We start from the raw sequence: 22,952 nt of genomic DNA, 5'->3' as shown, positions 1-22,952 counted from the left end.
CGCGCCCCTAAAAGATCAGCCGGACCTGAGAGGTAAGGGGAGAATTCACCCGTGATCGCGATCGTCAGAATTGTTGGGCGGCGGATCGTGCTGCTCGTGCCGTTGATGCTCGGGATCATTTTGTTCGTGTTCGTTGTGATGCGGTTCTCGGACAGTGATCCGGCGTCCGCGTACTTCCAGGGCGCGAACCCGACCGAACAGCAGCTGCACGACTTCAGGGAGCGCAACGGACTGCTGGATCCGTTCCCGGTGCGGTACTTCGACTTCGTCGGGGATCTGGTCCGGGGTGACATGGGGGTCAGCGCGCTGACGCGTGCCCCGGTCGTCGACCAGGTCACCACCGCGCTGCCGCTCACCATGCAGCTGACCTTCCTGGGCCTCGGCATCGCGGTGGTGCTGTCGCTGCTCGGCGGGGTCACCGCGGCGATCTACCGGGACCGGTTCCCGGACCAGCTGATCCGGGTCGTCTCGCTGACCGGTGTCGCGGCGCCCGGCTTCTGGCTGGCGCTGCTGATGATCCAGTACCTGGCCGTGGACCTGGGCTGGTTCCCGACCAGCGGATACGTCAACCCGGCCGACTCGTTCACGGGCTGGCTGAAGACGATGACGCTGCCCGCGCTGGCGCTGTCGCTGCCGGTCGCCGCCCAGCTCACCCGGATCGTCCGTACGGCCGTGGTCGAGGAGCTGGACAAGGACTACGTACGGACGGCGATCGGCAGCGGGCTGCCGCCGGTGGTCGTGGTCGGGCGGAACGTGCTGCGCAACGCCCTGATGAACCCGCTGACCGTCCTGGGTCTGCGGGTCGGCTATCTGCTCGGCGGTGCGGTCGTCATCGAGACGATCTTCAATCTGCCGGGGATGGGAAAGCTCATGATCGACGCCGTGAAGAACGGTGATCCGGCCGTCGTGCAGGGCGGTGTGCTCACGATCGCCTTCGGGTTCGTGGTCGTGAACCTCGTCATCGACATCCTCTATCTGCTGGTCAACCCGCGCCTGAGGAGTGCCGAAGCATGATGCTGATGTACCGGAAGCGGCTGGCGGAGAAGCTCTCCCTGCCCGGCATCCGCCTCAGGGGCTTCAAGCGGCTCCCGCTGATCTCGCGGATCGCGGTCGTGGTCATCGGGATCGTCGTCCTCACGGCCCTGCTCGCCCCGCTGATCGCCCCGCACGACCCGCTCGACCAGGCGACCCTGGTCGACAACGGCCACGGCGAGGGCGCGCCGTCCGGCGAGCACTGGATGGGGCAGGACAGCCTGGGCCGCGACATCCTCAGCAGGCTGATGTACGGGGCCCGTTGGTCGCTGGCGATCGGGCTCGGCGCGACCGGGCTCGCGCTCGTCGTGGGGGCGCTCATCGGCGCGATCGCGGCGACCTCGCGCAAGGCGGTCGACGAGACGCTGATGCGCTGCCTCGACATCGTCATGGCCTTCCCGGGCATCGCGCTCGCGGCAGTCTTCGTCGCGGTGTTCGGCGGCAGCATCCCGATCCTCATCGGCGCGATCGCGTTCCTCTACATGCCGCCGATGGCACGGGTCGTACGGGCCAACGTGATGGACCAGTACGGCGAGGACTACGTGACGGCCGAGCGGGTCATAGGAGCGCGTACGCCGCACATCGTGTGGCGGCACGTGGCCATCAACTGTGCCGCCCCGGTCCTGGTGTTCTGCACCGTGCAGGTCGCCGAGGCGATCGTCTTCGAGGCGTCGCTGTCCTTCATCGGCGCGGGTGTGCGGCCGCCGGACCCGTCCTGGGGCAGTGTCATCGCGGACGGCAAGAACATGGTGCTGACCGGCGGCTGGTGGGCGACCGTCTTCCCCGGTCTGCTGATGCTGGTCACCGTGCTGTCGCTGAACATCCTCTCCGAGGGCGTCTCGGACGCGTGGGCGGCGCCGGCCGCGCGGGACGTCGAGGCGCGCGAGGAGGAGGACCGGCTGGAAGCACCCGAGCCCGGCAGCGGCAAGGTGCTCGAACTGCCGGGACTGACGGAGGCGGCCCAGCGGCTGCGCACCCGGGCACGGCCTCTCCCCGAGGGCCGACCGGTGCTGAGCGTGGAGAACCTGGCCATCGGATTCGATGCCCGCCACGGGGGTGTGGACATCGTCGACGGCATCAGTTTCGACGTGCAGCCCGGTGAAGTCCTGGGCCTGGTGGGCGAGTCGGGTTGCGGCAAGTCGCTGACCGCGCTCGCCGTGATGGGCCTGGAGCCGAAGGGCGCCCGGGTGCGCGGCCATGTGCGGTTCAATCAGTGGCAGTTGGTGGGCGAGCCGATGAGCGTGCGCCGAAAACTCCTGGGCCACGAGATGGCGATGATCTACCAGGACGCGCTCTCCTCCCTGAACCCGGCGATGACGATTCGCGCCCAGCTCAAGCAAGTTGTGAGGAGGGGCGGCACGCGTACGGGCGCCGAGCTCCTCGAACTGGTCGGCCTGGACCCGGAACGCACCCTGCGCAGCTACCCGCACGAACTGTCCGGCGGCCAGCGCCAGCGCGTACTCATCGCCATGGCCCTCTCCCGGGACCCGAAGCTGATCGTCGCCGACGAACCGACGACCGCCCTCGACGTCACCGTGCAGGCGCAGATCATAGAGCTGCTGCTGCGGCTGCGCGCCGAACTCGACTTCGCGCTGATCCTCGTCTCGCACGACCTGGCCCTCATCGCGGATGTCACCGACCGGGTGGTCGTGATGTACGGCGGCCAGATCGTGGAGTCTGGCGTGACGGCGGACCTCGTCGAGTCCCCCTCCCACCACTACACGCGCGGGCTGCTGGGCAGCGTCCTGTCCCTTGAGTCGGCGGCCGAACGGATGACGCAGATCAAGGGAGTCGTACCGTCGCCCGCCGACTTCCCTGCGGGCTGCCGGTTCGCCGACCGCTGCCCGATGGTGACGGACGTGTGCCGTACGACGGCTCCCCGGCTGGCGGGCCCGCCGCGCCGCCACGAGGTCGCCTGCCACCACCCGGCGATCGCCCTGACCGCGACCTCGACCGGGCCGACCGAAGCAACCGGACCCGCCGGACCGTCCGGACCGCCCGAGCCGACGGAAGCGAGGCCGTGAGATGACCCAGCCTGTCGATGGCCATGAAGTGAGCCGCCCCGGGAGCCCGCTCGTGGTGCTGTCCGACGCGCACGTCGTCCACAAGGCGCGCACCGGCGGCCTGTTCGCACGCGACCGGGTGTACGCCCTCACCGGCGCCGACCTCACCATCGCGCCCGGCGAGACGGTGGGCGTCGTCGGGGAGTCCGGCTGCGGCAAGTCGACGCTCGCCAAGGTGCTGGTGGGGGTGCAGAAGCCGACGTCCGGCACGGTGTCCTTCCGCGGCAGCGACCTGTGGACGATGCCACCGGCCGAACGGCGGGTCACGGTGGGCGCGGGCACCGGCATGATCTTCCAGGACCCGTCGACCGCCCTGAACCGCCGGCTGACGGTACGGCAGATCCTGCGCGACCCCCTCGACGTGCACAGGCGGGGAACGGCCCGGCAACGGGAGGACCGCGTACGGGAGTTGATGTCGCTGGTGGGCCTGCCCAAGGCACTGGCGGACGGACTCCCCGGTCAGCTGTCGGGCGGTCAGCGCCAACGGGTCGCCATCGCACGGGCGTTGGCCCTGGACCCCGATCTGGTGGTCGCGGACGAGCCGACGAGCGCGCTGGACGTGTCGGTCCGCGCCCAGATCCTCAACCTCCTCCTCGACCTGAAGGAACGGCTCGGCCTGGCACTGGTCTTCGTCTCCCACGACATCCAGACCGTACGGAGGATGAGCGACCGGGTCATCACGATGTACCTCGGCCGGATCGTCGAGGAGTCCCCGGCCGACGAGGTGACGGACGGGTCCCGGCACCCGTACACACGGGCGCTCTTCTCGGCGACACCGGGACTGCTCGACCCGATCGACCCGATCCCGCTGGTGGGCCCCGTACCGTCGGCCACCCGTCCGCCCAGCGGCTGCCCCTTCCGCACCCGCTGCTGGAAGGCGGATCCGGTCTGTGCCGGGACGATGCCGGACTTCGCGGCCGCGTCGAGTCCGGGGCACCGGTTTCGGTGCCACCATCCTGTGGAGGACGGTCAGTCGACACGCGACCTGGTCGCACAGGCCGTCACCACCGTTCCGGAGGCCACCGCCATGGCCGAGATGCCCAGGGAGCCCTGATGCCCGTGCCCGCCCCGCTGACCGGTGTCGTACCGCCCGTCTGCACGCCCCTGACACCGGACCGCGAGGTGGACGTCCCGTCGTTGCTGAGGCTGGTCGACCACTTGGTGGACGGCGGGGTGGACGGCCTGTTCGTCCTGGGTTCCTCATCAGAGGCGGCGTACTTGACGGACCGTCACCGTCGGCTGGTCGTCGAGTCGGTGGTGGGCCATGTGTCCGGCCAGCTCCCGGTGCTCGCCGGGGCCATCGACATGACGACCCCGCGGGTCCTGGACCACGTCCGGTACGTGACGGAGGCGGGCGCCGACGCGGTGGTCGTGACAGCACCCTTCTACACCCGCACGCACCCGGCGGAGGTGGCCCGCCACTACCGTTTGATCGCTTCCCGTTGTCCTGCCCCGGTGTTCGCGTACGACCTCCCGGTCGCCGTCCATTCCAAACTGGGCACCGAGTTGGTGCTGGAGCTGGCCGCGGAGGGGGTGCTGGCCGGGCTCAAGGACTCCAGCGGGGACGAGGGCGGCTTCCGGGCCGTCGTGACCGGGGCCCGTGCGCATCCCGGGGTCTCGGGGTTCTCCGTCCTCACCGGGTCCGAACTCGTCGTGGACAGTGCGCTGGCGATGGGGGCGGATGGGGCGGTGCCGGGGCTCGCCAACGTCGATCCGCACGGGTACGTGCGGCTGTACCGGCTCTGCCGGGAGGGCGACTGGGAGCGGGCTCGGGACGAGCAGGAGCGGTTGTGTTCGTTGTTCGGGATGGTGCGGGTGGGGGATGGGGGGCGGATGGGGGGCAGCTCTTCGGCGCTCGGCGCCTTCAAGGCCGCCCTGCATCTGAGGGGCATCATCGCCTGCCCCGCGACGGCCGAGCCACAGGTCCCGCTGTCACCGGAGGAGATCGAAGGGGTGGGGAAGTTCTTGGCGGGGGCGGGCTTGTTGTAGGACGTTTTTTCGCCCCTGCCGCCCCTACCCTCCCCCACTCTCGGCTTCGCTCGAGCGGGGGGACCCCCATCGTCCTTCTGGGGCTCCGCCCCAGACCCCGTGGGGTGCGTTGTCGGGTGCGGGTCCGGATGTGGCTGGTTGCGCAGTTCCCCGCGCCCCTTTAAGGGGCGCGGGGAACTGCGCAATCTTTTGGCGGGGGTTCGGGGGCGGAGCCCCTGAGTTAGTGACGATGGGGGTCCCCCCGCTCGAGCGAAGCCGAGAGTGGGGGAGGGTAGGGGCGGCGGGGCGAAAGAAACCCCCTACCCCCGCAGCTCGCCCACCCCCACCCGCCGGAACTCGATCCCCTCGTACATCCCCGCGGCCCCCGTCTCGTAAAGGACCCCGACCCTGTCGGACCCCAGCTGGACGAGGTCGGAGTACGCAGCCGGCAGCGTGGAGAGAGTCTTCGCCTTGGTGAAGGAGTGGCCCGCGTCCGCGCTGCGCCAGACCGCCATGGACTGCCGAACCGTGGGCACGGACGGCCCGGAGAAGAGCAACGGAGCCCCCGTCCCCTGGCCGACCCCCGTCAACTGCAGAACGCTGCCCTGAACCACAGGCACGTCATTGAGCGTCGGCTGGACCAGATAGGGCCGGTCGAGCGTCACACCCCCGTCACTGGAGTAGCTGTCGAGCCGGTTGCCCACACTGCTCCCGTGCTGGTCCCGGGAACTGAAGTACAGCCGCCCGTCGGGCAGTTGCGCGGCAATACTCTCGTTCGCGTTCTCGACCCCGTCGTACAGGTCGTCCACGAACCCGACCCGCCACGTCACCCCACCGTCATCGCTGTAGATCGCGTGCGCCCCGTAGTACTTGGCCTCCTGCCCGGTGTCGGCGGAGCCGGCCGCCGGCGAGGCCGAGTGGTTGGACGGCACGACGAGCCGCCCGGCGTACGGCCCCCGCGTCAGAGCCACCGCATGCCCGGGCCCGGTGGCATACCACCGCCACCCCGGCAGCTTCACCGCCGAGGTGATGTCCCGCGGCGCGCTGAAGCGACGCCCGTCGTCCCGGCTCGTCTGCACGAAGACACGCCGGCTCTGCTCGGCCGTGACCTCCCCGCGCATGATCTGCGCCTCGGTCACAGCACCGCTGTTGTAGGACGTGAGGAGGACGACCTTCCCGGTACGGGGGTCGACGACAGGCGCCGGATTGCCGCGCGTGTCCCCCTTCCCGGCCGCGACGACGGACAGCGGCCCCCAGGTGCAGCCACCGTCGAAGGACCGTCTGAGGACGACGTCGATGTTCCCGGTGTCCCCGGCACCGTCACGTCTGCCCTCGGCGAAGGCGAGCACGGCACCCGTGCGGGTCGTGACGGTGGCGGGGATGCGGTAGGTGTCGTACCCGTTCTGCCCGGCCGCGTACGGAACGGAGGAGACACACCCCCGCGACGGCCGTTCCGCGGCGAACGCGGTACCGGTGGACGCGATTCCGGAGGCGAGTCCGGCGACGAGCCCCGCGACACCGGCAAGGGCGATCGGACGAAGACGACGACGTGAGGAAGCCACGGTTTCTCCTGAGGACGCGAGACATAGGACGTGGGATGTCTCTCGGGAAACGAGAAACTAGTGCGCACCGAGGGACAGAGCAATGCCCTTGCAGCCAAAGGCAGTTGAGGGGTGCCCGAACTCGGACGAACTCAGACAGCCCCAGGTATCACAAGCCCCGACTCATACGCCACGATCACCAGCTGCGCCCGGTCCCGCGCCGCCAACTTGCCCATGATCCGGCTGACATGGGTCTTCGCGGTCAGCGGACTGAGTCCCAACGCGTCGGCGATCTCGGTGTTGTTGAGACCGCGCGCGACGAGCGCGAGTACCTGTCGTTCCCGCTCGGACAGCCCGCTCGGCCCGCCCACCGCGGACGGCGTCGCGGTGTCCGGCGCGCGCAGAAAGCGGGCGATGAGCCGTGAGGTGGGACCGGGCGAGAGGAGGGACTCCCCCGCGGCCACCGTCCGGATGGCGTCGAGGAGTTCGGCCGGCCGGATGTCCTTCACGAGGAAGCCGGACGCCCCGGCCCGCAGTGCCTCGACGATGTGCTCGTCGGTGTCGTACGTCGTCAGGACGAGCACCTTCACACCCGCGAGATCCTCGTCGGCGGCGATGAGCCGGGTCGCCTCGATCCCGTCCAGGTCGGGCATGCGGATGTCCATCACGACGAGATCGGCCCGCGCCGACCGGGCCAGCGCCACGGCCTCCCGCCCGGTACCCGCCTCGGCGACGACCTCCATGTCACCGGCCGACGAGACGAGCATCGCGAAGGAGGCCCGTACGAGATTCTGGTCGTCGGCGAGCAGTACGCGGATCGTCATCGAGCCTCGTCCTCCCGGGGCAGCGGCAGTGTGGCGGTCACCTCGAAGCCCTCGGCGGGCCCCGGTCCGGCGTCCAGTGTGCCGCCCACGCTACGGGCCCGCTCCCGCATTCCGACAAGCCCGAACCCCGGCGTGCCGCCGGACGGGCCCGCCGCGCCGCCCACGTCCGCGTCCCCGCCCGTCCCGTCGTCCTTGACGCTCACCAGCAGCGCGCCGTCCGCGGTCCACAGACCCACCCGCACGGTGAGGTCCTCGCGGCCACCGTGGCGTACGGCGTTGGTGAGCGCCTCCTGCACGATCCGGTAGGCGGCGGCGCCCACGGAGGGCGGTATGCCGTCCGCGCGGACGGACAGTTCGACCTTGGCCCCGGCCACCCGGCCCGACTCCGCGAGACCGGCCAGTCCGTCGATCCCGGGCAGCGGCCCCCGCATGTCCCCGGGCCCCGAAACGGAACCGGGACCGGCCCCCGCGCCCAGGTCTGTGCCCACTCCCACGACCGCGTCGTGCGCCCGCAGCACCTCCAGCGTCGTACGCAACTCCCCCCGGGCGGTCCGGCAGGTCCCCGCGATGTCGTCCAGCGCCTGGGCGACGGCCTTGCGGTCGAGGCGCTCGGGGTCGGCGGTGAGGACGTGGGCCGCCACGGACGTCTGGACGCCGATGAGCGTGATGCTGTGGGCGAGCAGGTCGTGCAGGTCCCGGGCGATCCGCAGCCGTTCCTCGGCGACGCGGCGCCTGGCCTCCTCCTCACGGGTGCGTTCGGCGCGCTCGGCCCGGTCGACGATGGAGGCGACGTACCGGCGGTAATAGCGGACATCGATACCGATGAACAGGATCGCGATGATCCAGCCGGAGATCCGCAGGAACTCCAGCGCCCCCTTCGGATTGGTGAGGCCGTTGATGATCACTGTCGGGCCGAGGACGGCGACACCGGTGAGCAGCGTGCGGCGTACGGTGCCGGTCGCCGCGACCGTGTAGAGCGCCAGGAGGGTCGCGGGGATGGGCAGGGCGTGGTTGTTGTCGAGAGCGTGGTACGGAGCCACGCAGGCCGCCACCCCGAGCAGGGCCGCCACCGGACTGCGCCGCCGCCACACGAGGGGCACGTGCCCGGCGAGCAGCAGCGTCCAGCCGAGCGGGCCGGGCCAGGTCCCTTCGCCGCCCATCAGGGCGATGGCGACGGCGAGCACGGCGACGCCCATCGCGAGGACCGCGTCGTTGCGGGTGCGGTGCGGCGCGGTCAGCGGTTCGCGGTTGATGGCGGACATGATGCGCTCGACGCGGCGGGACCGCCCGCCGCCGACCGCCGTCTCCGCCGCCGACCGGTCGCGTACCCCTGTGGTCGTTCCCCGTTCTTCCACGGCTCCATCTTCCGGTACTCGTGCGGGCACCCGGGCGCCCCTCCGAAAGGAGAGGCGCCCGGGCGAACCGCCGGATCAACGTGCCCGATCAGAGTGCTCGATCAGTGTGCTCAGGGTGCGCCGACGGACTCCGGCCGCCGTGGCGGCTCGGTCGGTCCGCCAGGTCCGCTCGGCCCGGCCGGTTCGGCCGGCTCGGGCTCCCGTGAGAGCACGCCCGGCCACCACACCTTCCGGCCCAGGGCGACGCTGGCACTGGTCACCAGGTACGTCCGTACGAGGAAGGTGTCGAGCAGGACGCCGACGGCGATCACGAAGCCGAGTTGGACCAGTTGCACCAGGCCCATGTTCGTCAGCACGGCGAAGGTCGCGGCGAGGACGAGTCCGGCGGAGGCGATGACACCGCCGGTGGTGCGCAGCGCGGTGAGCGCGGCGGCGGCCGGTTCCGCTCCCGACAGGGACTCCTCCCTCATCCGGTGCATGAGGAAGATGCCGTAGTCGACGCCGAGGGCGACGAGGAACACGAACGACAGCAGCCCGAGCCCCGGATCGGTGCCCTCGAAGCCGAGGAGCGGTCCGAAGACCAGCCCGCCGATCCCGAGGGACGCGCCCCACACCGCGACGACCGCGACCACCAGGAGCAGCGGTGCGACCAGACTCCGCAGCAGCCCGATCAGGATGAGCATCACGGAGACCAGGACGAGCGGCACGACGACCTTCGTGTCCCGCGCGTTGGTGTCCTCCAGGTCGATCTGCTGGGCGCTGGCCCCGCCGACGTAGGAGCCCTTCAGCTCGTCCCGCAGCGACTTGATGGTGGCGGTCTCCCCGGCCGACTGGGGCGCGCTCTTCGCGAAGACGGAGATCTCGGTCCAGCCGTCTCCCGTACGTCCCTTCTCCGCGCTGCCGACTCCCGGGGTGCCGCGGACGGCCGCGAGGGTCTCGTCGGCGCGGCCCTGCGGGGTGACCACGTCGATGGGCTGGCTGCCGCGCTCGGGATAGGCCCTGCCGAGGGTCTCCATCGCGGCGACGGCCTCCGGCTTGTCGACGAAGGAGTCCTCCTGCTTGACCGGTCCTGGCAGGTTGAGCGAGCCCAGGGCGAGAGCGCCGAGGAGTACGGCACCGCTCGCGAGCACGGTCAGCGGCCTGCGTCCGGCCGAGCTGCCCATCGCCGAGAACAGGCTGCGCCGCTGCTTGGGCTCGCTCCCGAAGGCCGGCACGAGCGGCCAGAACACCCGCCGCCCGACCAGTACGAGGATGGCGGGGAGCAGGGTCAGCATCGCGATCAGCGCGCACAGCACGCCGACGGTGCCGAGCGGGCCCATGCCCCGGCTGCTGTTGAGGTCGGCGGCGAGCAGACACAGCAGTCCGACGGCGACGGTGCCGGAGGAGGCGAGCACGGCGGGCCCGCAGCCGCGCAGGGCGGCGACCATGGCGTCGTACGGGCGCTCGATGCGCCGCAGTTCCTCCCGGTAGCGCGAGACGAGCAGCAGCGCGTAGTCCGTGCCCGCCCCGAACACGAGGATCGTCATCACGCCCGAGCTCTGCCCCGAGACTGTCGTGCCGAAGGCCTGGTTGAGGCCGTAGGCGACACCCATCGACATGAAGTCGGCGATCCCGGCGACGACGAGGGGCACGAGCCACAGCACGGGGCTGCGGTAGATCAGGATCAGCAGGATGGCGACGACTGCGACGGTGGTGTAGAGCAGCGGTCCGCCGAGCGAGTTGTAGACCTCGGCGGCGTCGGTGGCCAGTGCGCCGGTGCCGCCCACCTCGACGCTCAACCCGCCTTCGCCCTGGGCTACTTCACGGACGTCGTTGACGAGCTCGTCCCGCAACTTCTCGTTCGTCCCGGGCTCGTTGCTGGCGACCGGGTACATCAGGGTCGTACCGTCCTTCGACGGAATCCCCTTCGGGGCGCCGCCGATCAGCTCGTGCTGCCCGGCGATCTCCGCGACCTGACCTGCGGCGGTCTCCCGGTCGGCGGCGCTGAGCCCGCCGTCGCGGTGGTAGACGAGCACCATCTCGGTGGTCTCGCCACCGGGCAACTTCTCCTGGATCTCCGCCACTTGCGTCGAGTCGGCGCTCGCCGGCAGGTAGTCGGTGACCCGGTCGTGCTGCACGTCGGCGAGCTTCGCCGCGAACGGCCCGACGAGCGCGAGCACGGCGATCCACAGCCCGAGCACCGCCCATGGAACGGCTCGCCCGCGCCCCGTCCTCGTCGTGGTTGTCTGTCCGGCCCCCATTGACCGATCTCCCTCCGGGTGACGTCTGCTTCGGTCCCCAGACTTCCGTCGAAGACCACAGCTTTCGTCGGGCGGGAGAGCGAGGTGGACCGTACTGCCGGGGGCGGCGAGGGGCAGGGATTACTCCCCTGGGAGTAATCGACGGCGCGCCCCGTAAGGGGCGCGGGGAACTGCGCGCCCAGCCCCCACCGGCCCGCAGCAATCACTCAGCCCCCGCCGGGAGGGCACGAGGGGCCCGGCCCCACCCCGGGGTCACGACGGCGTCCGCGCCGCCGTGAGCAACCGCGTCACATCATCCGCACAGATCGTCAGCGCAGCGCCAACCGTCGAGAGCGTCTCGCGCTCAGCAGGCGTGTACGGCCCGTCGGCGAGAGCGATACGAGCACCCTGGAGAAGGATGGCCTCGCGGCCGCCAGGGGCCAGGTGCGGAGCCAGCGGGTCCAGAGCCTCATGGAGCTCTATGGCCAGCCCGGGCCCGCAGGGCTCCCCGAAGATCCGGCCGGTGTCGGCGGCGAGCGCCTCGACGAGGGCCGCGAGCTGCTCCTCGGTGCAGTCGTCGAACCCGGCCGAGCGGACGGCGCTCGCGGCCGTCTCCAGGGACGTACGGGCGCAGGTGCCGCCGGCGGCCAGGACGGCGAGCGCGACGGTGTGGACGGCGTCACGGAGCATCGCCGAGAAACGGGTCGTGGTGGGGTGGTCGAGGACGTCCGCGCTGTAGTGGTGACCGCAGGCCGCGCACTCGACGACGGGACCCGTCTCGCCGCGCGGGAGGACCGGTACGCCGAGGCAGGTGAAGCGGCGGCGGCCGGTGAGGCGCTGGTAGTTGCGGTCGCCTCCGCAGCCGGGGCAGAAGAACTCGCCGTCGCCCACAGTGGTCCACGCCGTGCGGGTTCCGAGGATGCGCGAAACGCCCATGGAGCCGGCGCGGACAAACCGGCCGTTTCGTCCCCGTCCTGGCAGCACGTCGCACCTCCGTAACGCCGCGGCAACATCGCCGCGTTGGCGTGATGTTAGCCACATTGTTGAGGAAGAGTCAGTACCCAGGGCGAGACCACTCTGTGACATGGCTTGATACACGCCGCGGTCCCGCCCGCCTGTGAGGCGGACGGGACCGGAGAAACGCAGGTGAACGGCCTTATCGGGTCGCGCGGTTGACCGCGGAGACCACAGCCTTCAGTGAGGCGCGTGTCGTATTCGCGTCGATGCCGATTCCCCACAGAACCTTGTCGCCGATCGCGACCTCGATGTACGAGGCGGCCTGCGCGGACGCGCCCTCGCTCATCGTGTGCTCCTGGTAGTCAAGCAGCCGGGCGTCGATCCCGATCCCCTGCAGGGCGTGGAAGAACGCTGAGATCGGGCCGTTTCCGGTGCCGACCAGAACGGTCTCGGTACCGTCCACCTCGGCCTCGACGGTGAGCGTGTCGACGCCGTCACGGTCGGTCGTGGACTGGCCGTTGCTGACCTGGATACGGCCCCAGGGGTTCTGGGCGTTCGGCAGGTACTCGTCCTGGAAGACCGCCCAGATGTCCTTGCCGGTGACCTCGCCGCCCTCGGCGTCGGTCTTCGCCTGGATGATCTTCGAGAACTCGATCTGCATCCGGCGCGGCAGGTCCAGGCTGTGGTCGTTCTTCAGGACGTACGCGATACCGCCCTTGCCGGACTGCGAGTTGACCCGGATGACGGCCTCGTACGAACGCCCGACGTCCTTCGGGTCGATCGGCAGATACGGGACGGCCCACTCGATGTCGTCGACGGTGACGCCCTTCGCGGCCGCGTCGGCCTCCATGGCGTCGAAGCCCTTCTTGATGGCGTCCTGGTGGGAGCCGGAGAAGGACGTGTAGACCAGGTCGCCCACGTACGGATGGCGCGGGTGGACCTCCATCTGGTTGCAGTACTCGGCGGTGCGCCGCACCTCGTCGATGTCCGAGAAGTCGATCTGCGGGTCCACACCCTGGGAGAACAGGTTCATGCCCAGCGTGACCAGGTCGACGTTGCCGGTCCGCTCGCCCTGCCCGAACAGACAGCCCTCGATACGGTCGGCCCCGGCCATCAGCGCCAGCTCGGCCGCCGCGACGGCCGTACCCCGGTCGTTGTGCGGATGGACGGACAGGCAGACGTACTCACGGCGGGACAGGTTCCGCGACATCCACTCGAAGCGGTCCGCGTGCGTCGACGGGGTCGAACGCTCCACCGTGGCAGGCAGGTTGAGGATGATCTCGCGGCCCGGGCCCGGCTGCCAGACGTCCATGACGGCCTCGCAGACCTCCAGGGCGAAGTCCAGCTCGGTGTCCGTGAAGATCTCGGGGCTGTACTGGTAGCCGAAGGTCGTCTCCGGGCCCAGCAGCTTCTCCGCGTACTCCACGACCAGCCGGGTGCCGTCGACGGCGATCTGCTTGATGTCGTCCTTGGAGCCACGGAAGACGACCCGGCGGAAGACCGGCGCGGTGGCGTTGTACAGGTGGACGGTGGCGCGCTTGGCGCCCTTCAGCGACTCCACGGTCCGCTCGATCAGATCCTCGCGGGCCTGGGTCAGTACGGAGATGGTGACGTCGTCCGGGATCGCGTCCTCGTCCTCGATGATCGAGCGCACGAACGCGAAGTCGGTCTCGCCGGAGGCCGGGAAGCCGACCTCGATCTCCTTGTAGCCCATCTTCACCAGCAGGTCGAACATCTCGCGCTTGCGCGCGGGCGACATGGGGTCGATCAGGGCCTGGTTGCCGTCACGCAGGTCGGTGGAGAGCCAGCGGGGGGCGACGGTGATCCGGTTGCCCGGCCACGTACGGTCGGCGATGTCGACCTGGTCGTACGGGCGGTACTTGTGGATCGGCATAGAGGTGGGCTGCTGGCGATTGGCCATGATGCGAGGGGCTCCTCTTGGTCCGCTTGATCCTCGGAGAGAATCCGAGGGACGGCCGACGGCGCAACGCCGAACTCCGCGGGGAGGGGGTCGGCCTCGACTACAGGCCCTCGCCGCGGCAGCTAAGGAGAAGCAGCCCGTAACGCATGATGCTCCGCATGCTAGCCGAGCCAGGCCCCACGCGAGGGTTCGTATCAGTATGCGGGACGCCGGGGAATTGCGTCACAAAAGGTGCACAAGGTCACATCGTCACACATCGGCGCACTTCCCCCTTCGGGGCTCGGGGGCCTGTGTTCTTTTAGGGGCGCGGGGAACTGCGCGACAAGCCACACACGGCCCGCGGCTGTACCACAGCGAGTCACTCCCGCGGCGCCCACATCCCCGCATTTCACCAATCATGGTTGCCTCTAGTGACAGCAGCATCACGCAGTGCAATGGTGCCGACCATGACGACAAACGGGGGCTACGAGCCCGTCTTCTGCACCATCGTTCCACCCCACGTCCTCGACACCCTGGCCCAGGCCGAGGACCCGGCACTCGCCGGCAAGGCACGCCGCACCCTGGAGCGCGACGCCTTCGAGCGCACCCACCGCCGCCTGACCACGGTCATCGGCGCGCCCACCCTGGCCCCGCCGAAGGGCGCCGCCGAGGACAAGCCGAACCGCACGATCCACGACGCGAAGCACAAGCAGGACCTGCCCGGAAAGAAGGTCCGCGGCGAGGGCGACAAGCCCGGTAAGGACGCCACGGTCAACCGCGCGTACGCCGGCCTGGGCGCGACCTTCGAGCTGTTCCAGAAGGCGTACGAGCGGAACTCGATCAACGCCGAGGGACTGCCGCTCAACGCGACCGTGCACTTCGGCGAGGACTACAACAACGCCTTCTGGAACGGCGAGCAGATGGTCTTCGGCGACGGTGACGGCGAGATCTTCCTCGACTTCACCATCCCGGTCGACGTCATCGGCCACGAGCTGGCCCACGGCGTCACGCAGTACACGGCGAACCTCACGTACTTCGGCCAGCCTGGTGCCCTGAACGAGCATTTCTCGGACGTCTTCGGCGCGCTCATCAAGCAGTACACGCTCGGCCAGACCGCCGCCGAGGCCGACTGGCTGATCGGCGCGGGCCTGCTGGCCCCGCGCGTCACGGGCACGGCCCTGCGCTCGATGAAGGCCCCGGGCACCGCGTACGACGACGACGTGCTCGGCAAGGACCCGCAGCCCGCCACGATGGACGACTACGTACAGACGGGCCGCGACAACGGCGGCGTCCACATCAACTCGGGCATCCCGAACCACGCCTTCTACCTCGCGGCGACCGCGCTGGGCGGGCACGCGTGGGAGCGTGCCGGACGGATCTGGTACGACGTGCTGACCGGCGGCGAGCTGGGCTCGAAGGCCAACTTCACGGACTTCGCGACGCTGACCGTGGCCAGGGCACGCGCCTCGTTCGGCGAGGGCGACGAACTGCAGGCCGTGACGAAGGCGTGGGAGCAGGTCGGGGTACGAACTCTGTGACCGTGACCCGCGCCACCGTTTCGCACTAGAGCCGTTTCATAGTGGAGCCGTTTCGTACTAGACAGGACCCATGCGTATTCAGGTGAGGCGCACGGGCGGATTCGCGGGCATCGAGCGGCACGCCGAGGTGGAGACCTCGGGCCGCACCGACGCCCAGGAGTGGCACGCCCTGGCCGAACAGGCGATCGCGTCCGGCCGGGGCACGCCCCCCATAGGGGTTCCGGACGGCTTCAGCTACCAGATCACCGTCAACGGCAGAACGGTCTACTGCGCGGACCCACGCCTGACGGAGGAGCAACGCAAACTGATCTCAAGGGTCCTGAAGGAGGGTTCCTGAAGACACCGCCCCACGGGGGCGCCCCTCCAGGGACGCGGGGAACCGCGCGACCAGCCACATCCGACCCGCGGCCGCCGAATCACAGCAAGCCCCTCCCCTTCGGGCGCCCCGGCAGAACCGGCAACGGCCAGTTCACCCCACCCCGTTGACTTCACCAACCGCCGCTACAGATGATCGCGCGCATGGCGAACACGGCGACGAACCCGATACCCCAGTTCCCGGCCGGCTTCCTCTGGGGCGTGTCCACCTCGGCCCACCAGATCGAGGGCGCGGCGGACAAGCGCGACCCCTCGGTCTGGGACGCCTTCACGGCCGAACCGGGGCACATCAAGGACAACTCCACCGCGGCGGTGGCCTGCGACCACTACCACCGCTACCCGGAGGACGTCGCGCTCCTGCGCGACCTCGGCGTGGACGCGTACCGCTTCTCGGTCTCCTGGCCGCGGGTGAACTCCCCCGGCGGCCTGGACTTCTACGACCGCCTGGTCGACGAACTGACCGCGGCGGGCATACGCCCCGTCCCGACCCTCTTCCACTGGGATCTGCCGGTGTCGGTCGAGGAGACGGGCGGCTGGCTGAACCGGGACACGGCCGAGCGCTTCGCCGAGTACGCCGCCGTGGTGGTCGACCGGCTGGGTGACCGGACCAGCAAGTGGATCACCCTCAACGAGCCTGCCGAGCACACCCTGTTGGGCCACGCCCTGGGCGCGCACGCGCCGGGAAAGCAACTCCTCTTCGACTCGCTCCCCGTGGCCCATCACCAGCTGTTGGGCCACGGCCTGACCGTACGGGCCCTGCGTGCGGCCGGAGTCACGGACATCGGCATCGCCAACTCACACGGCCCGACCTGGCCCGCGTCCCAGGAACCGGAGGACCTGGAGGCGGCCGGCTTCTACGACCTGCTCCTCAACCGGCTGTTCGCGGACCCGGTGCTGACGGGCCAATACCCCGACGGGCTCGGTGAGTTGATGCCCGGGGACGTCGAGGCCGACCTGAAGGTCATCTCTGAGCCGATCGACTGGTACGGGATCAACTACTACGCCCCGACCAGGGTGGGCGCGCCCCAGGGGGCCGAGATCGAGTTCGGCGGACTGACGATGCCCGCCGAACTCCCCTTCTCCGTAAGGGAGATCGAGGGCTACCCGGTGACGGATTTCGGCTGGCCGGTGGTCCCGGAGGCGCTCACGGAACTGCTGGTGGACTTCCGCGAGCGGTACGGCGACCGGCTCCCGCCCGTGGTCATCACGGAGAACGGCTGCTCGTACGAGGGCCTCGACGACCAGGACCGGATCGCATACCTCGACGGCCATCTCCGGGCACTGCACCGGGCGTCGGACCAGGGCGTCGACGTCCGCGGCTACTTCGTGTGGTCGCTCCTGGACAACTTCGAATGGGCAGAGGGCTACGCCCGCCGCTTCGGCCTGGTCCACGTGGACTTCGACACGCTGAAGCGAACGCCGAAGGCGTCGTACGGCTGGCTACGGGACGTGATCCGAACCCAGGGAGGGTGAGCCGGGGGCTCCGCCCCCGAACCCCCAAAGACTGCGCAGTTCCCCGCGCCCCTAGGTTTTCAGGGGCGCGGGGAACTGCGCGACAAGCCACATCCGGGCCCGCACCCGACAACACACCCCACGGGGCCCGGGGCGGAGCCCCAGTTTCGGGAAGGGGCGGGGCTGGGGAAAAGGAAAAGGTCTAGAAGCCGAGCTTGCGCAGCTGGCGCGGATCCCGTTGCCAGTCCTTGGCGACCTTGACATGGAGGTCGAGGAAAACCGGCGTACCCAGAAGCGCCTCGATCTGCTTGCGCGACTTGATCCCGACCTCCTTCAACCGCTTCCCCTTGGGCCCGATGATGATCCCCTTCTGACTGGGCCGCTCGATATAGACGAACGCGTGGATGTCGAGAAGAGGCTTGTCGGCAGGCCGGTCCTCGCGGGGAAGCATCTCCTCGACGACAACGGCGATGGAGTGCGGCAACTCGTCCCGCACCCCCTCCAGCGCGGCCTCACGAATCAGCTCGGCCACCATGACCTGCTCGGGCTCGTCCGTGAGGTCACCCTCGGGATAGAGCGCGGGCCCCTCCGGAAGCAGCGGCACCAGCAGATCCGCGAGCAGATCGACCTGCTTGTCCCCGACGGCGGACACCGGCACGATCTCGGCCCACTCGAACCCGAGCTCCTTGCCGAGCTGGTCGATGGCGATGAGCTGCTCGGCGAGCGTCTTGCTGTCCACGAGGTCGGTCTTCGTCACGATCGCGATCTTCGGCGTCTTCTTGATCGACGCCAGTTCCTTCGCGATGAAACGGTCACCGGGACCGAGCTTCTCGTTCGCCGGCAGACAGAACCCGATCACATCGACCTCGGCCCACGTCGTCCGTACGACGTCGTTCAGCCGCTGGCCGAGCAGCGTGCGCGGTTTGTGCAGCCCAGGCGTGTCCACGAGGATCAGCTGGGCGTCGGGCCGGTGCACGATGCCGCGCACGGTGTGCCGCGTCGTCTGCGGCTGGTTCGCCGTGATCGCCACCTTCTGGCCGACCAGAGCGTTCGTCAGGGTGGACTTGCCCGCATTGGGGCGGCCCACGAAGCAGGCGAAGCCGGCGCGGTGGATCGCCTCGGACGGCTCGGAAGACTGGGTACGAACGCTCATGACGCCCATTGTCCCTGATCATCGGAGCCCCGCCGCACCCAGCGGGCCCGGCACACCGGCCAGGACCTTACGACACAGGCCTGGACGGCCTTACGATCACGGGGTTCCGGCCACTCCCCGCCCCTCCCCATCACCCGCACCCGCACCCGCACCCGCACCCGCAGAAGGTCAGGCCCCGGCATGAAGCTCATCACCGCGATCGTCAAGCCGCACCGACTCGACGAGGTCAAGACCGCCCTCCAGGACATCGGCGTGCACGGGCTGACCGTCACGGAGGCCAGTGGGTACGGGCGCCAGCGCGGCCACACGGAGGTGTACCGCGGGGCCGAGTACCAGGTCGACCTGGTCCCCAAGATCCGTATCGAGGTCGTCGTCGAGGACGCGGACGCCGACGCCGTCATCGAAGGGATCGTGAAGGCGGCGAGGACGGGGAAGATCGGCGACGGGAAGGTGTGGACGGTGCCGGTGGAGACGGTGGTGCGGGTACGGACGGGCGAGCACGGTCCCGACGCCCTCTGATCCTGATCCCCACGGCCACGCCGCCCGCGATCCCCACTCCCAGCACGACCGCCACGAGCCACGGCAACGCGAAGAACGACGTACTCGCCGACTCGCGGGTGTCGTGCGCGCTGGCGGTCAACGTCACGTCGCCCCAGTCGAGTTGGGGCGCGCCACGCCACGGTTCGCTCAGCTTCACCCGCTGCCCGGGCAGCAGCTCGGAGGGGACCTCGGCCAGGTCGCGGGCGAGGAGCGTACGGCCGAAGAGCCCCTCGGCCTTGAGCTCCACCTTGGGGTTGAGGGTGACGTTTCCGGTGTTGTGGAGGGTGTACGAGACGGTGGCCGTGCTGTCGCCCATGCCCGGGACCAGGGGCTGGTGGTGGGTGATGCGGACGTCCTCGACGGCGACGGCGGGCACGGTCGGCCCGCCCACCCGCAGATAGATCCGGGCTCCGACGGCCCGCTGCACACCGACCTCGACGGCCCCCGAACCGCCGTCGATGCGCTCGTCGAGAGCGACCAGCGCACCCGGATGATCGCCGGGTTCGGCGCCCTCGGGCACCCGGATCGTGAACGGCACGGTGACCGAGCCGTGCGCGGGCACGGTCACCCGGGACTTCGCGGGCTTCGCCCAGGCGCCGACGCCCCGCTGCTTCTCCTTGCTGGTGCGCACCGCGAACCCGCCGTCCCGGGCGGTGTTGTAGGCGTCGGCCGCGTACAGCCGGAAGGTCAGTGGCACCCCGGTCTTGTTGGCGACGGTGACCTTGTCCTTGAGGGTCGTCCCCGGATCGGCGGAGAGGTGGAAGTAGGGCCGCGAGGCGAGGTCCGTCGAGACGGGGTGGACGGACCAGCTGCCGTTGTCGGCTGCGTACGCGGGCGACCCGGTCAGGCCGAGGAACAGCAACAGGAGGAGGACGAACGGCTTGCGCATGGGTGCGGACCCCCGGTGAGCGAGTCGGACGAGGCGGACGGGCGGGTGCGCGCCCGGCCACCGATGAAACGAGCCTGCTTACAGCTCTGTTGACGAACCGTCAGGTGCGAGCGGGAGCGTCAGGTGAGCGTGAGCGTCAGCACGCCGGAGTACGCACCGGGCGGGGTGAACGCCGGAACGTTCAGCGACAGCCTGGCGTCGACGGTGAACTCACCACCGGTCTGCGCGCCGTTGGGGGTGGAGGCCAGAGTCGCTCCCGCGCTGCCGACCGAGCCGGGCGAACCGGGCCGGCAGGTGCTCGGGCTGCCGGTCTTGGTGGCGCAGACCGGGGTCCAGCCCAGCTTGGCGGCGTCGATCTTCGCCCCGCCGGGACCGGCGAAGTCGGTGACCTTGCCGGTCAGGGACCAGCCCGCGGGTCCGCCGCGGAAGTCCTTGACGGTGACCGTCTGCAGGGAGCCGCGCGAGAAGCCGCCCTTGCCGTAGTCGACCGCCGCGAGTTCGACGGTGTCACCGGCCTGGGTCATGGACAACGTGCCTGCCTTGACCGAGGAGTTGAGCTTCTGGCTGCCTTCGGGGAGAGGCGTGTCGTCGATGACGACGTAGGCGGCGGGACCGGCACCCTTCGCGTCGCTCCAGGCGCTCCCCTCGTACGCCACGACCCCGGTCGTCGCCTTGTCGCTGACGGTCAGGGTGCCGCTGATGGCGCCCTGCGCGTTCGCGGTGGCGGTGCCCTTGTCGGCGGTCTCGGCGGCGCCGGCCCGTCCGGCGAGGGTGACTGCGGCGCCCGGGGTGAAGTTCGCGCCGGTGACGGTCACGCTGTCACCGGGCTTCCCGGAGGCCGTACCGAGGCTGATGGCACGGTTGTTGGTCTGTCCGCCGTCCGTCGCGGTGACCGTCTCGGAGACGGGGGCGGGCGGGTTGGAGACCGTGCACGGGGTGTCCAGCTCCAGGAGGTAGCTGGTGTGGATGTTGTAGTCGCCGGGCGAGAGGGTGATCGCGCCGGGGGTGGTGACCGTGAAGGTGCCGGTCATCGAGAACGACGGGAAGGCACCCTTCCCCGGTACCGGGTCGTTCTTCTTCGGGCCCGCGACCGTGATGTCACCGGCCTGCGCGCCACCGAGGGTGACCTTGCCGGTGGGCGTCATGATGTCGGCGGGCAGGGCGATGTCGACCGGGTTGGACGCGGCGGGCTTGACCACCGTGTACGTGACGATGACCATGTCGCCCACCTTGGGCGCGGCGTTGTCCACCGTGATCTTGGCGGTGGTCGTGCCGTCGATCGGCGGGATGCCCGCGATGGGCGGCGGGACGCAGTGCGTGGCGAAGTCGACCTGCTGAGGCTCCGCGCTCGCGGGACAGGCGAGTGCGCCTCCCCCGGTGACCGCTAGTGCGGTCGCTCCGAGAAGTGCCGCCCAACGGTGGCGTCTTCGGGTTCCTGAACCCATGGTTGCCCCTCCTGAGGATGCGGGCGCAGCGGCTCTTCCGCGTTCTTCTGCGCCGACAGGGGGACATTGATGTGTGGGTTGTGTGAAATGTCAATGGAATCACCGGACGGGAACTGATGGGCCATCAGTTTCTGTCAACTTGCTTGAGATGAGGGGAAGTTGACGTACTCCGGAATCCCCACGCGCCCGCCTCCCGGGGAGCTCAGCACATCGACCGGTGCCGCCGCGCGCAGGCGGCACCGGTCGATGGCTCGACTTGCTCGTGGGGGGCTACGGGGGAGGGCTACAGCCCGGGACTCACTCGAACACGAACGGGCCCGGCGACTGCGCTTCCTCCGCCGTACACGTCACGGTGATGAACCCGAAGATCACCATCTGCAGGGAGCCGCCGAACGCCTCCAGGCTGTCGCCGGGCGCCACGGTGCCGGTCAGCGGGCCGACCGAGACACCGTCGCCCGCCGCCATCGCGGGGTTCTTGGTGCCAGTGAAGGCGGTCGTGCCACCGCTCGCCTTCACCATGGTGAGTGTGGAGGCGATCGAGTCCGCGTCGAGGGCGAGCGGCGCGGTGATCTCGGAGGAGCTGAGGGTGATGGTGGCGGAGGTGCCGGTCTGGGTGGCCGTGAGGGTGGCCTCACCGCCACCGTAGGTGCCGCAGTCGGCGATGATCGTGGCGGACTGGGGGACGACGGCCGCGGCGCCCGGAGCGAGGGCCAGGCCGGCGGCGAGGGTGCCGGCGGCTAACGCCGCACCGATTCCGAGTCGCTTGCATCTCATTGGGGGATTCCCTTCCCTTGTACGGGAATTGCCATGTGGGGACGTTCGACGGGCGCGCCGTCGTGCGGGCACGCGTGCTTGCCACCGGTGCCTGTTCGCGGGCCGGCGACGGTGCGGGGATTCACGTGCGCACGGACCAGTCACCGCGAGCGGTGTGCGGGCACGCTGCGCGGCGACGAATCTGACGGTCCGTCGGAAGAGCTGTCGTCCATTGAGACGCGAGCGGCTCGGGATTGCAAGAGAAGCGGTGGGGAATCTTCCGCCGACCGAAGATGTGGCCGAAGTCGACCGGTGGGACCCGCGCCCCTTGAGGGGCGCGGGGAACCGCGCGACCAGCCACACCCAATCCGCACCCGACAACAAACCCAACGGGGCCTGGGGCGGAGCCCCGGTTTCGGAACGGGGTGGGGCTGGGGAAAGGAAACCGCCCGGGCCTCAGCCCGCAGCCACCCGCACCCGAACCTCCCCATCAAGCCCGGCAACCAGCACAACCGTCCCCGGCCCACCAAGATCCCGTACAACCGCCAGATCGCCGTCCGCCAAGGACTCCGCCTCGGTCACCACAGCCCCCGCCTCCAACGCCTTCGCCCCGGAAGCCACGGCCATGGCCACCGCGGTCTGCAGCGCACTGAGCCGCAGAGAAGGCAGGTCAACGGTCCCCGCAACATACGTACGGCCGGTTTCGTCCCGCACGGCCGCCCCCTCGGGCACACCATTGCGGGCCCGCACGGAACGGGCCAGGGTGACGATCTTGCGGTCCTCGGGATCGAGCGCGGTGCTGTCGGTCATGCCCAGAGCATACGAAGCCCCACCCGATCCCCGCGCGGCGGTACGCGACACCGCCCAGCCGTAGACCCGACACAGCTGCAAACCCTGCACACTCATCCCGGCAGCCCCGGGCTACCGCCTACCTCCGCCACCCTGCTC

General features: G+C 70.0%; 18 protein-coding genes and 1 pseudogene. 8 read left to right on the top strand and 11 right to left on the bottom strand.

Translation table 11 applies throughout. From position 1 onward, the window contains the following. The first annotated feature begins 51 nt into the window (after positions 1-51). From QF035_RS34705 to QF035_RS34690, 4 genes are read left to right on the top strand one after another with little or no spacing between them, the layout of a single operon-like run. Positions 52-1,014, top strand: a complete 963-nt coding sequence (locus QF035_RS34705) for an ABC transporter permease (protein ID WP_269648972.1) — start codon at positions 52-54, stop codon at positions 1,012-1,014. Continuing rightward, the gene (locus QF035_RS34700; RefSeq protein WP_307531652.1) at positions 1,014-3,056 is read left to right on the top strand and encodes a dipeptide/oligopeptide/nickel ABC transporter permease/ATP-binding protein; all 2,043 of its coding nucleotides are present in this window, start codon (positions 1,014-1,016) and stop codon (positions 3,054-3,056) included. The genes QF035_RS34705 and QF035_RS34700 overlap by 1 nt, the downstream gene beginning before the upstream one ends. A 1-nt stretch (position 3,057) precedes the next feature. Further along, complete coding sequence (locus tag QF035_RS34695) at positions 3,058-4,149, top strand: oligopeptide/dipeptide ABC transporter ATP-binding protein (protein ID WP_307524549.1); 1,092 nt, start codon at positions 3,058-3,060, stop codon at positions 4,147-4,149. Beyond that, complete coding sequence (locus QF035_RS34690; RefSeq protein WP_307524548.1) at positions 4,149-5,084, top strand: dihydrodipicolinate synthase family protein; 936 nt, start codon at positions 4,149-4,151, stop codon at positions 5,082-5,084. Before QF035_RS34695 ends, QF035_RS34690 begins: the two co-directional genes overlap by 1 nt. A 299-nt stretch (positions 5,085-5,383) precedes the next feature. Here QF035_RS34690 and QF035_RS34685 read toward each other — a convergent pair whose 3' ends face one another. The 6 genes from QF035_RS34685 to leuA form a co-directional block, all read right to left on the bottom strand. After that, a complete protein-coding gene (locus tag QF035_RS34685; protein WP_307531650.1) occupies positions 5,384-6,547 on the bottom strand; it encodes a sialidase family protein in 1,164 nt (387 codons plus the stop codon). Between the two features lie 209 nt (positions 6,548-6,756). After that, positions 6,757-7,428 (bottom strand): response regulator, encoded by a 672-nt coding sequence (locus tag QF035_RS34680; protein ID WP_307524547.1) that lies wholly within the window; start codon positions 7,426-7,428, stop codon positions 6,757-6,759. Beyond that, positions 7,425-8,783 carry a sensor histidine kinase gene (locus QF035_RS34675; protein WP_373466779.1) on the bottom strand — a complete coding sequence of 453 codons (1,359 nt, stop codon included), beginning with the start codon at positions 8,781-8,783 and terminating at the stop codon, positions 7,425-7,427. Before QF035_RS34675 ends, QF035_RS34680 begins: the two co-directional genes overlap by 4 nt. Positions 8,784-8,893: 110 nt before the next feature. Continuing rightward, on the bottom strand, positions 8,894-11,023 hold the full coding sequence (locus tag QF035_RS34670) for an MMPL family transporter (RefSeq protein WP_307524546.1): 2,130 nt from the start codon (positions 11,021-11,023) through the stop codon (positions 8,894-8,896). Positions 11,024-11,275: 252 nt separating this feature from the next. Beyond that, positions 11,276-11,986: a TerB family tellurite resistance protein gene (locus tag QF035_RS34665; protein ID WP_307524544.1), complete on the bottom strand. Its 711-nt coding sequence runs from the start codon at positions 11,984-11,986 to the stop codon at positions 11,276-11,278. A 172-nt stretch (positions 11,987-12,158) separates the two neighbouring features. After that, the gene (gene leuA, locus QF035_RS34660) at positions 12,159-13,880 is read right to left on the bottom strand and encodes a 2-isopropylmalate synthase (RefSeq protein ID WP_307524542.1); all 1,722 of its coding nucleotides are present in this window, start codon (positions 13,878-13,880) and stop codon (positions 12,159-12,161) included. Positions 13,881-14,326: 446 nt separating this feature from the next. On the opposite strand from leuA, the gene QF035_RS34655 reads away from it, so the two are divergent. From QF035_RS34655 to QF035_RS34645, 3 genes are all read left to right on the top strand, one after another. Beyond that, positions 14,327-15,397 carry a M4 family metallopeptidase gene (locus tag QF035_RS34655; protein ID WP_307524540.1) on the top strand — a complete coding sequence of 357 codons (1,071 nt, stop codon included), beginning with the start codon at positions 14,327-14,329 and terminating at the stop codon, positions 15,395-15,397. A 70-nt stretch (positions 15,398-15,467) separates the two neighbouring features. Beyond that, complete coding sequence (locus QF035_RS34650) at positions 15,468-15,734, top strand: protealysin inhibitor emfourin (RefSeq protein WP_055616049.1); 267 nt, start codon at positions 15,468-15,470, stop codon at positions 15,732-15,734. A gap of 182 nt (positions 15,735-15,916) precedes the next feature. Then, a complete protein-coding gene (locus QF035_RS34645; protein WP_307524537.1) occupies positions 15,917-17,245 on the top strand; it encodes a GH1 family beta-glucosidase in 1,329 nt (442 codons plus the stop codon). A gap of 181 nt (positions 17,246-17,426) precedes the next feature. On the opposite strand, the gene era is transcribed toward QF035_RS34645, so the two are convergent. Then, complete coding sequence (gene era, locus QF035_RS34640; protein WP_269649622.1) at positions 17,427-18,386, bottom strand: GTPase Era; 960 nt, start codon at positions 18,384-18,386, stop codon at positions 17,427-17,429. Between the two features lie 171 nt (positions 18,387-18,557). Here era and QF035_RS34635 point away from each other — a divergent pair, with 171 nt between their 5' ends. Further along, positions 18,558-18,896, top strand: coding sequence for a P-II family nitrogen regulator (locus QF035_RS34635; RefSeq protein WP_307524534.1), 339 nt, complete (start codon positions 18,558-18,560; stop codon positions 18,894-18,896). On the opposite strand, the pseudogene QF035_RS34630 reads toward QF035_RS34635, so the two are convergent. The 4 genes and pseudogenes from QF035_RS34630 to QF035_RS34615 form a co-directional block, all read right to left on the bottom strand. Further along, positions 18,793-19,806: pseudogene (locus QF035_RS34630) on the bottom strand (WxL protein peptidoglycan domain-containing protein); the annotation flags it as partial. The gene QF035_RS34635 and the pseudogene QF035_RS34630 sit on opposite strands and share 104 nt — an antisense overlap. A gap of 119 nt (positions 19,807-19,925) precedes the next feature. Beyond that, the gene (locus tag QF035_RS34625) at positions 19,926-21,251 is read right to left on the bottom strand and encodes a beta-xylosidase (RefSeq protein WP_307524532.1); all 1,326 of its coding nucleotides are present in this window, start codon (positions 21,249-21,251) and stop codon (positions 19,926-19,928) included. A 297-nt stretch (positions 21,252-21,548) separates the two neighbouring features. Then, a complete protein-coding gene (locus tag QF035_RS34620; RefSeq protein WP_307524530.1) occupies positions 21,549-22,025 on the bottom strand; it encodes a hypothetical protein in 477 nt (158 codons plus the stop codon). Positions 22,026-22,460: 435 nt separating this feature from the next. Continuing rightward, positions 22,461-22,814, bottom strand: a complete 354-nt coding sequence (locus QF035_RS34615; RefSeq protein WP_307524528.1) for a cytidine deaminase — start codon at positions 22,812-22,814, stop codon at positions 22,461-22,463. Positions 22,815-22,952 lie beyond the last annotated feature (138 nt).

It is taken from the genome of Streptomyces umbrinus, assembly GCF_030817415.1.
Classification (GTDB): domain Bacteria; phylum Actinomycetota; class Actinomycetes; order Streptomycetales; family Streptomycetaceae; genus Streptomyces; species Streptomyces umbrinus_A.
Note: the sequence above shows the minus strand (reverse complement) of the source record. Positions and strands in the feature narration are given on the sequence as shown.

Coding starts and splice junctions, on each gene's coding strand:
- QF035_RS34700 (WP_307531652.1), top strand. CDS start 1,014: ATGCTGATGTACCGGAAGCGGCTGGCGGAGAAGCTCTCCCTGCCCGGC.
- QF035_RS34695 (WP_307524549.1), top strand. CDS start 3,058: ATGACCCAGCCTGTCGATGGCCATGAAGTGAGCCGCCCCGGGAGCCCG.
- QF035_RS34690 (WP_307524548.1), top strand. CDS start 4,149: ATGCCCGTGCCCGCCCCGCTGACCGGTGTCGTACCGCCCGTCTGCACG.
- QF035_RS34680 (WP_307524547.1), bottom strand. CDS start 7,428: ATGACGATCCGCGTACTGCTCGCCGACGACCAGAATCTCGTACGGGCC.
- QF035_RS34670 (WP_307524546.1), bottom strand. CDS start 11,023: ATGGGGGCCGGACAGACAACCACGACGAGGACGGGGCGCGGGCGAGCC.
- leuA (WP_307524542.1), bottom strand. CDS start 13,880: ATGGCCAATCGCCAGCAGCCCACCTCTATGCCGATCCACAAGTACCGC.
- QF035_RS34655 (WP_307524540.1), top strand. CDS start 14,327: ATGACGACAAACGGGGGCTACGAGCCCGTCTTCTGCACCATCGTTCCA.
- QF035_RS34650 (WP_055616049.1), top strand. CDS start 15,468: ATGCGTATTCAGGTGAGGCGCACGGGCGGATTCGCGGGCATCGAGCGG.
- QF035_RS34645 (WP_307524537.1), top strand. CDS start 15,917: ATGGCGAACACGGCGACGAACCCGATACCCCAGTTCCCGGCCGGCTTC.
- era (WP_269649622.1), bottom strand. CDS start 18,386: ATGGGCGTCATGAGCGTTCGTACCCAGTCTTCCGAGCCGTCCGAGGCG.
- QF035_RS34635 (WP_307524534.1), top strand. CDS start 18,558: ATGAAGCTCATCACCGCGATCGTCAAGCCGCACCGACTCGACGAGGTC.
- QF035_RS34625 (WP_307524532.1), bottom strand. CDS start 21,251: ATGGGTTCAGGAACCCGAAGACGCCACCGTTGGGCGGCACTTCTCGGA.
- QF035_RS34620 (WP_307524530.1), bottom strand. CDS start 22,025: ATGAGATGCAAGCGACTCGGAATCGGTGCGGCGTTAGCCGCCGGCACC.
- QF035_RS34615 (WP_307524528.1), bottom strand. CDS start 22,814: ATGACCGACAGCACCGCGCTCGATCCCGAGGACCGCAAGATCGTCACC.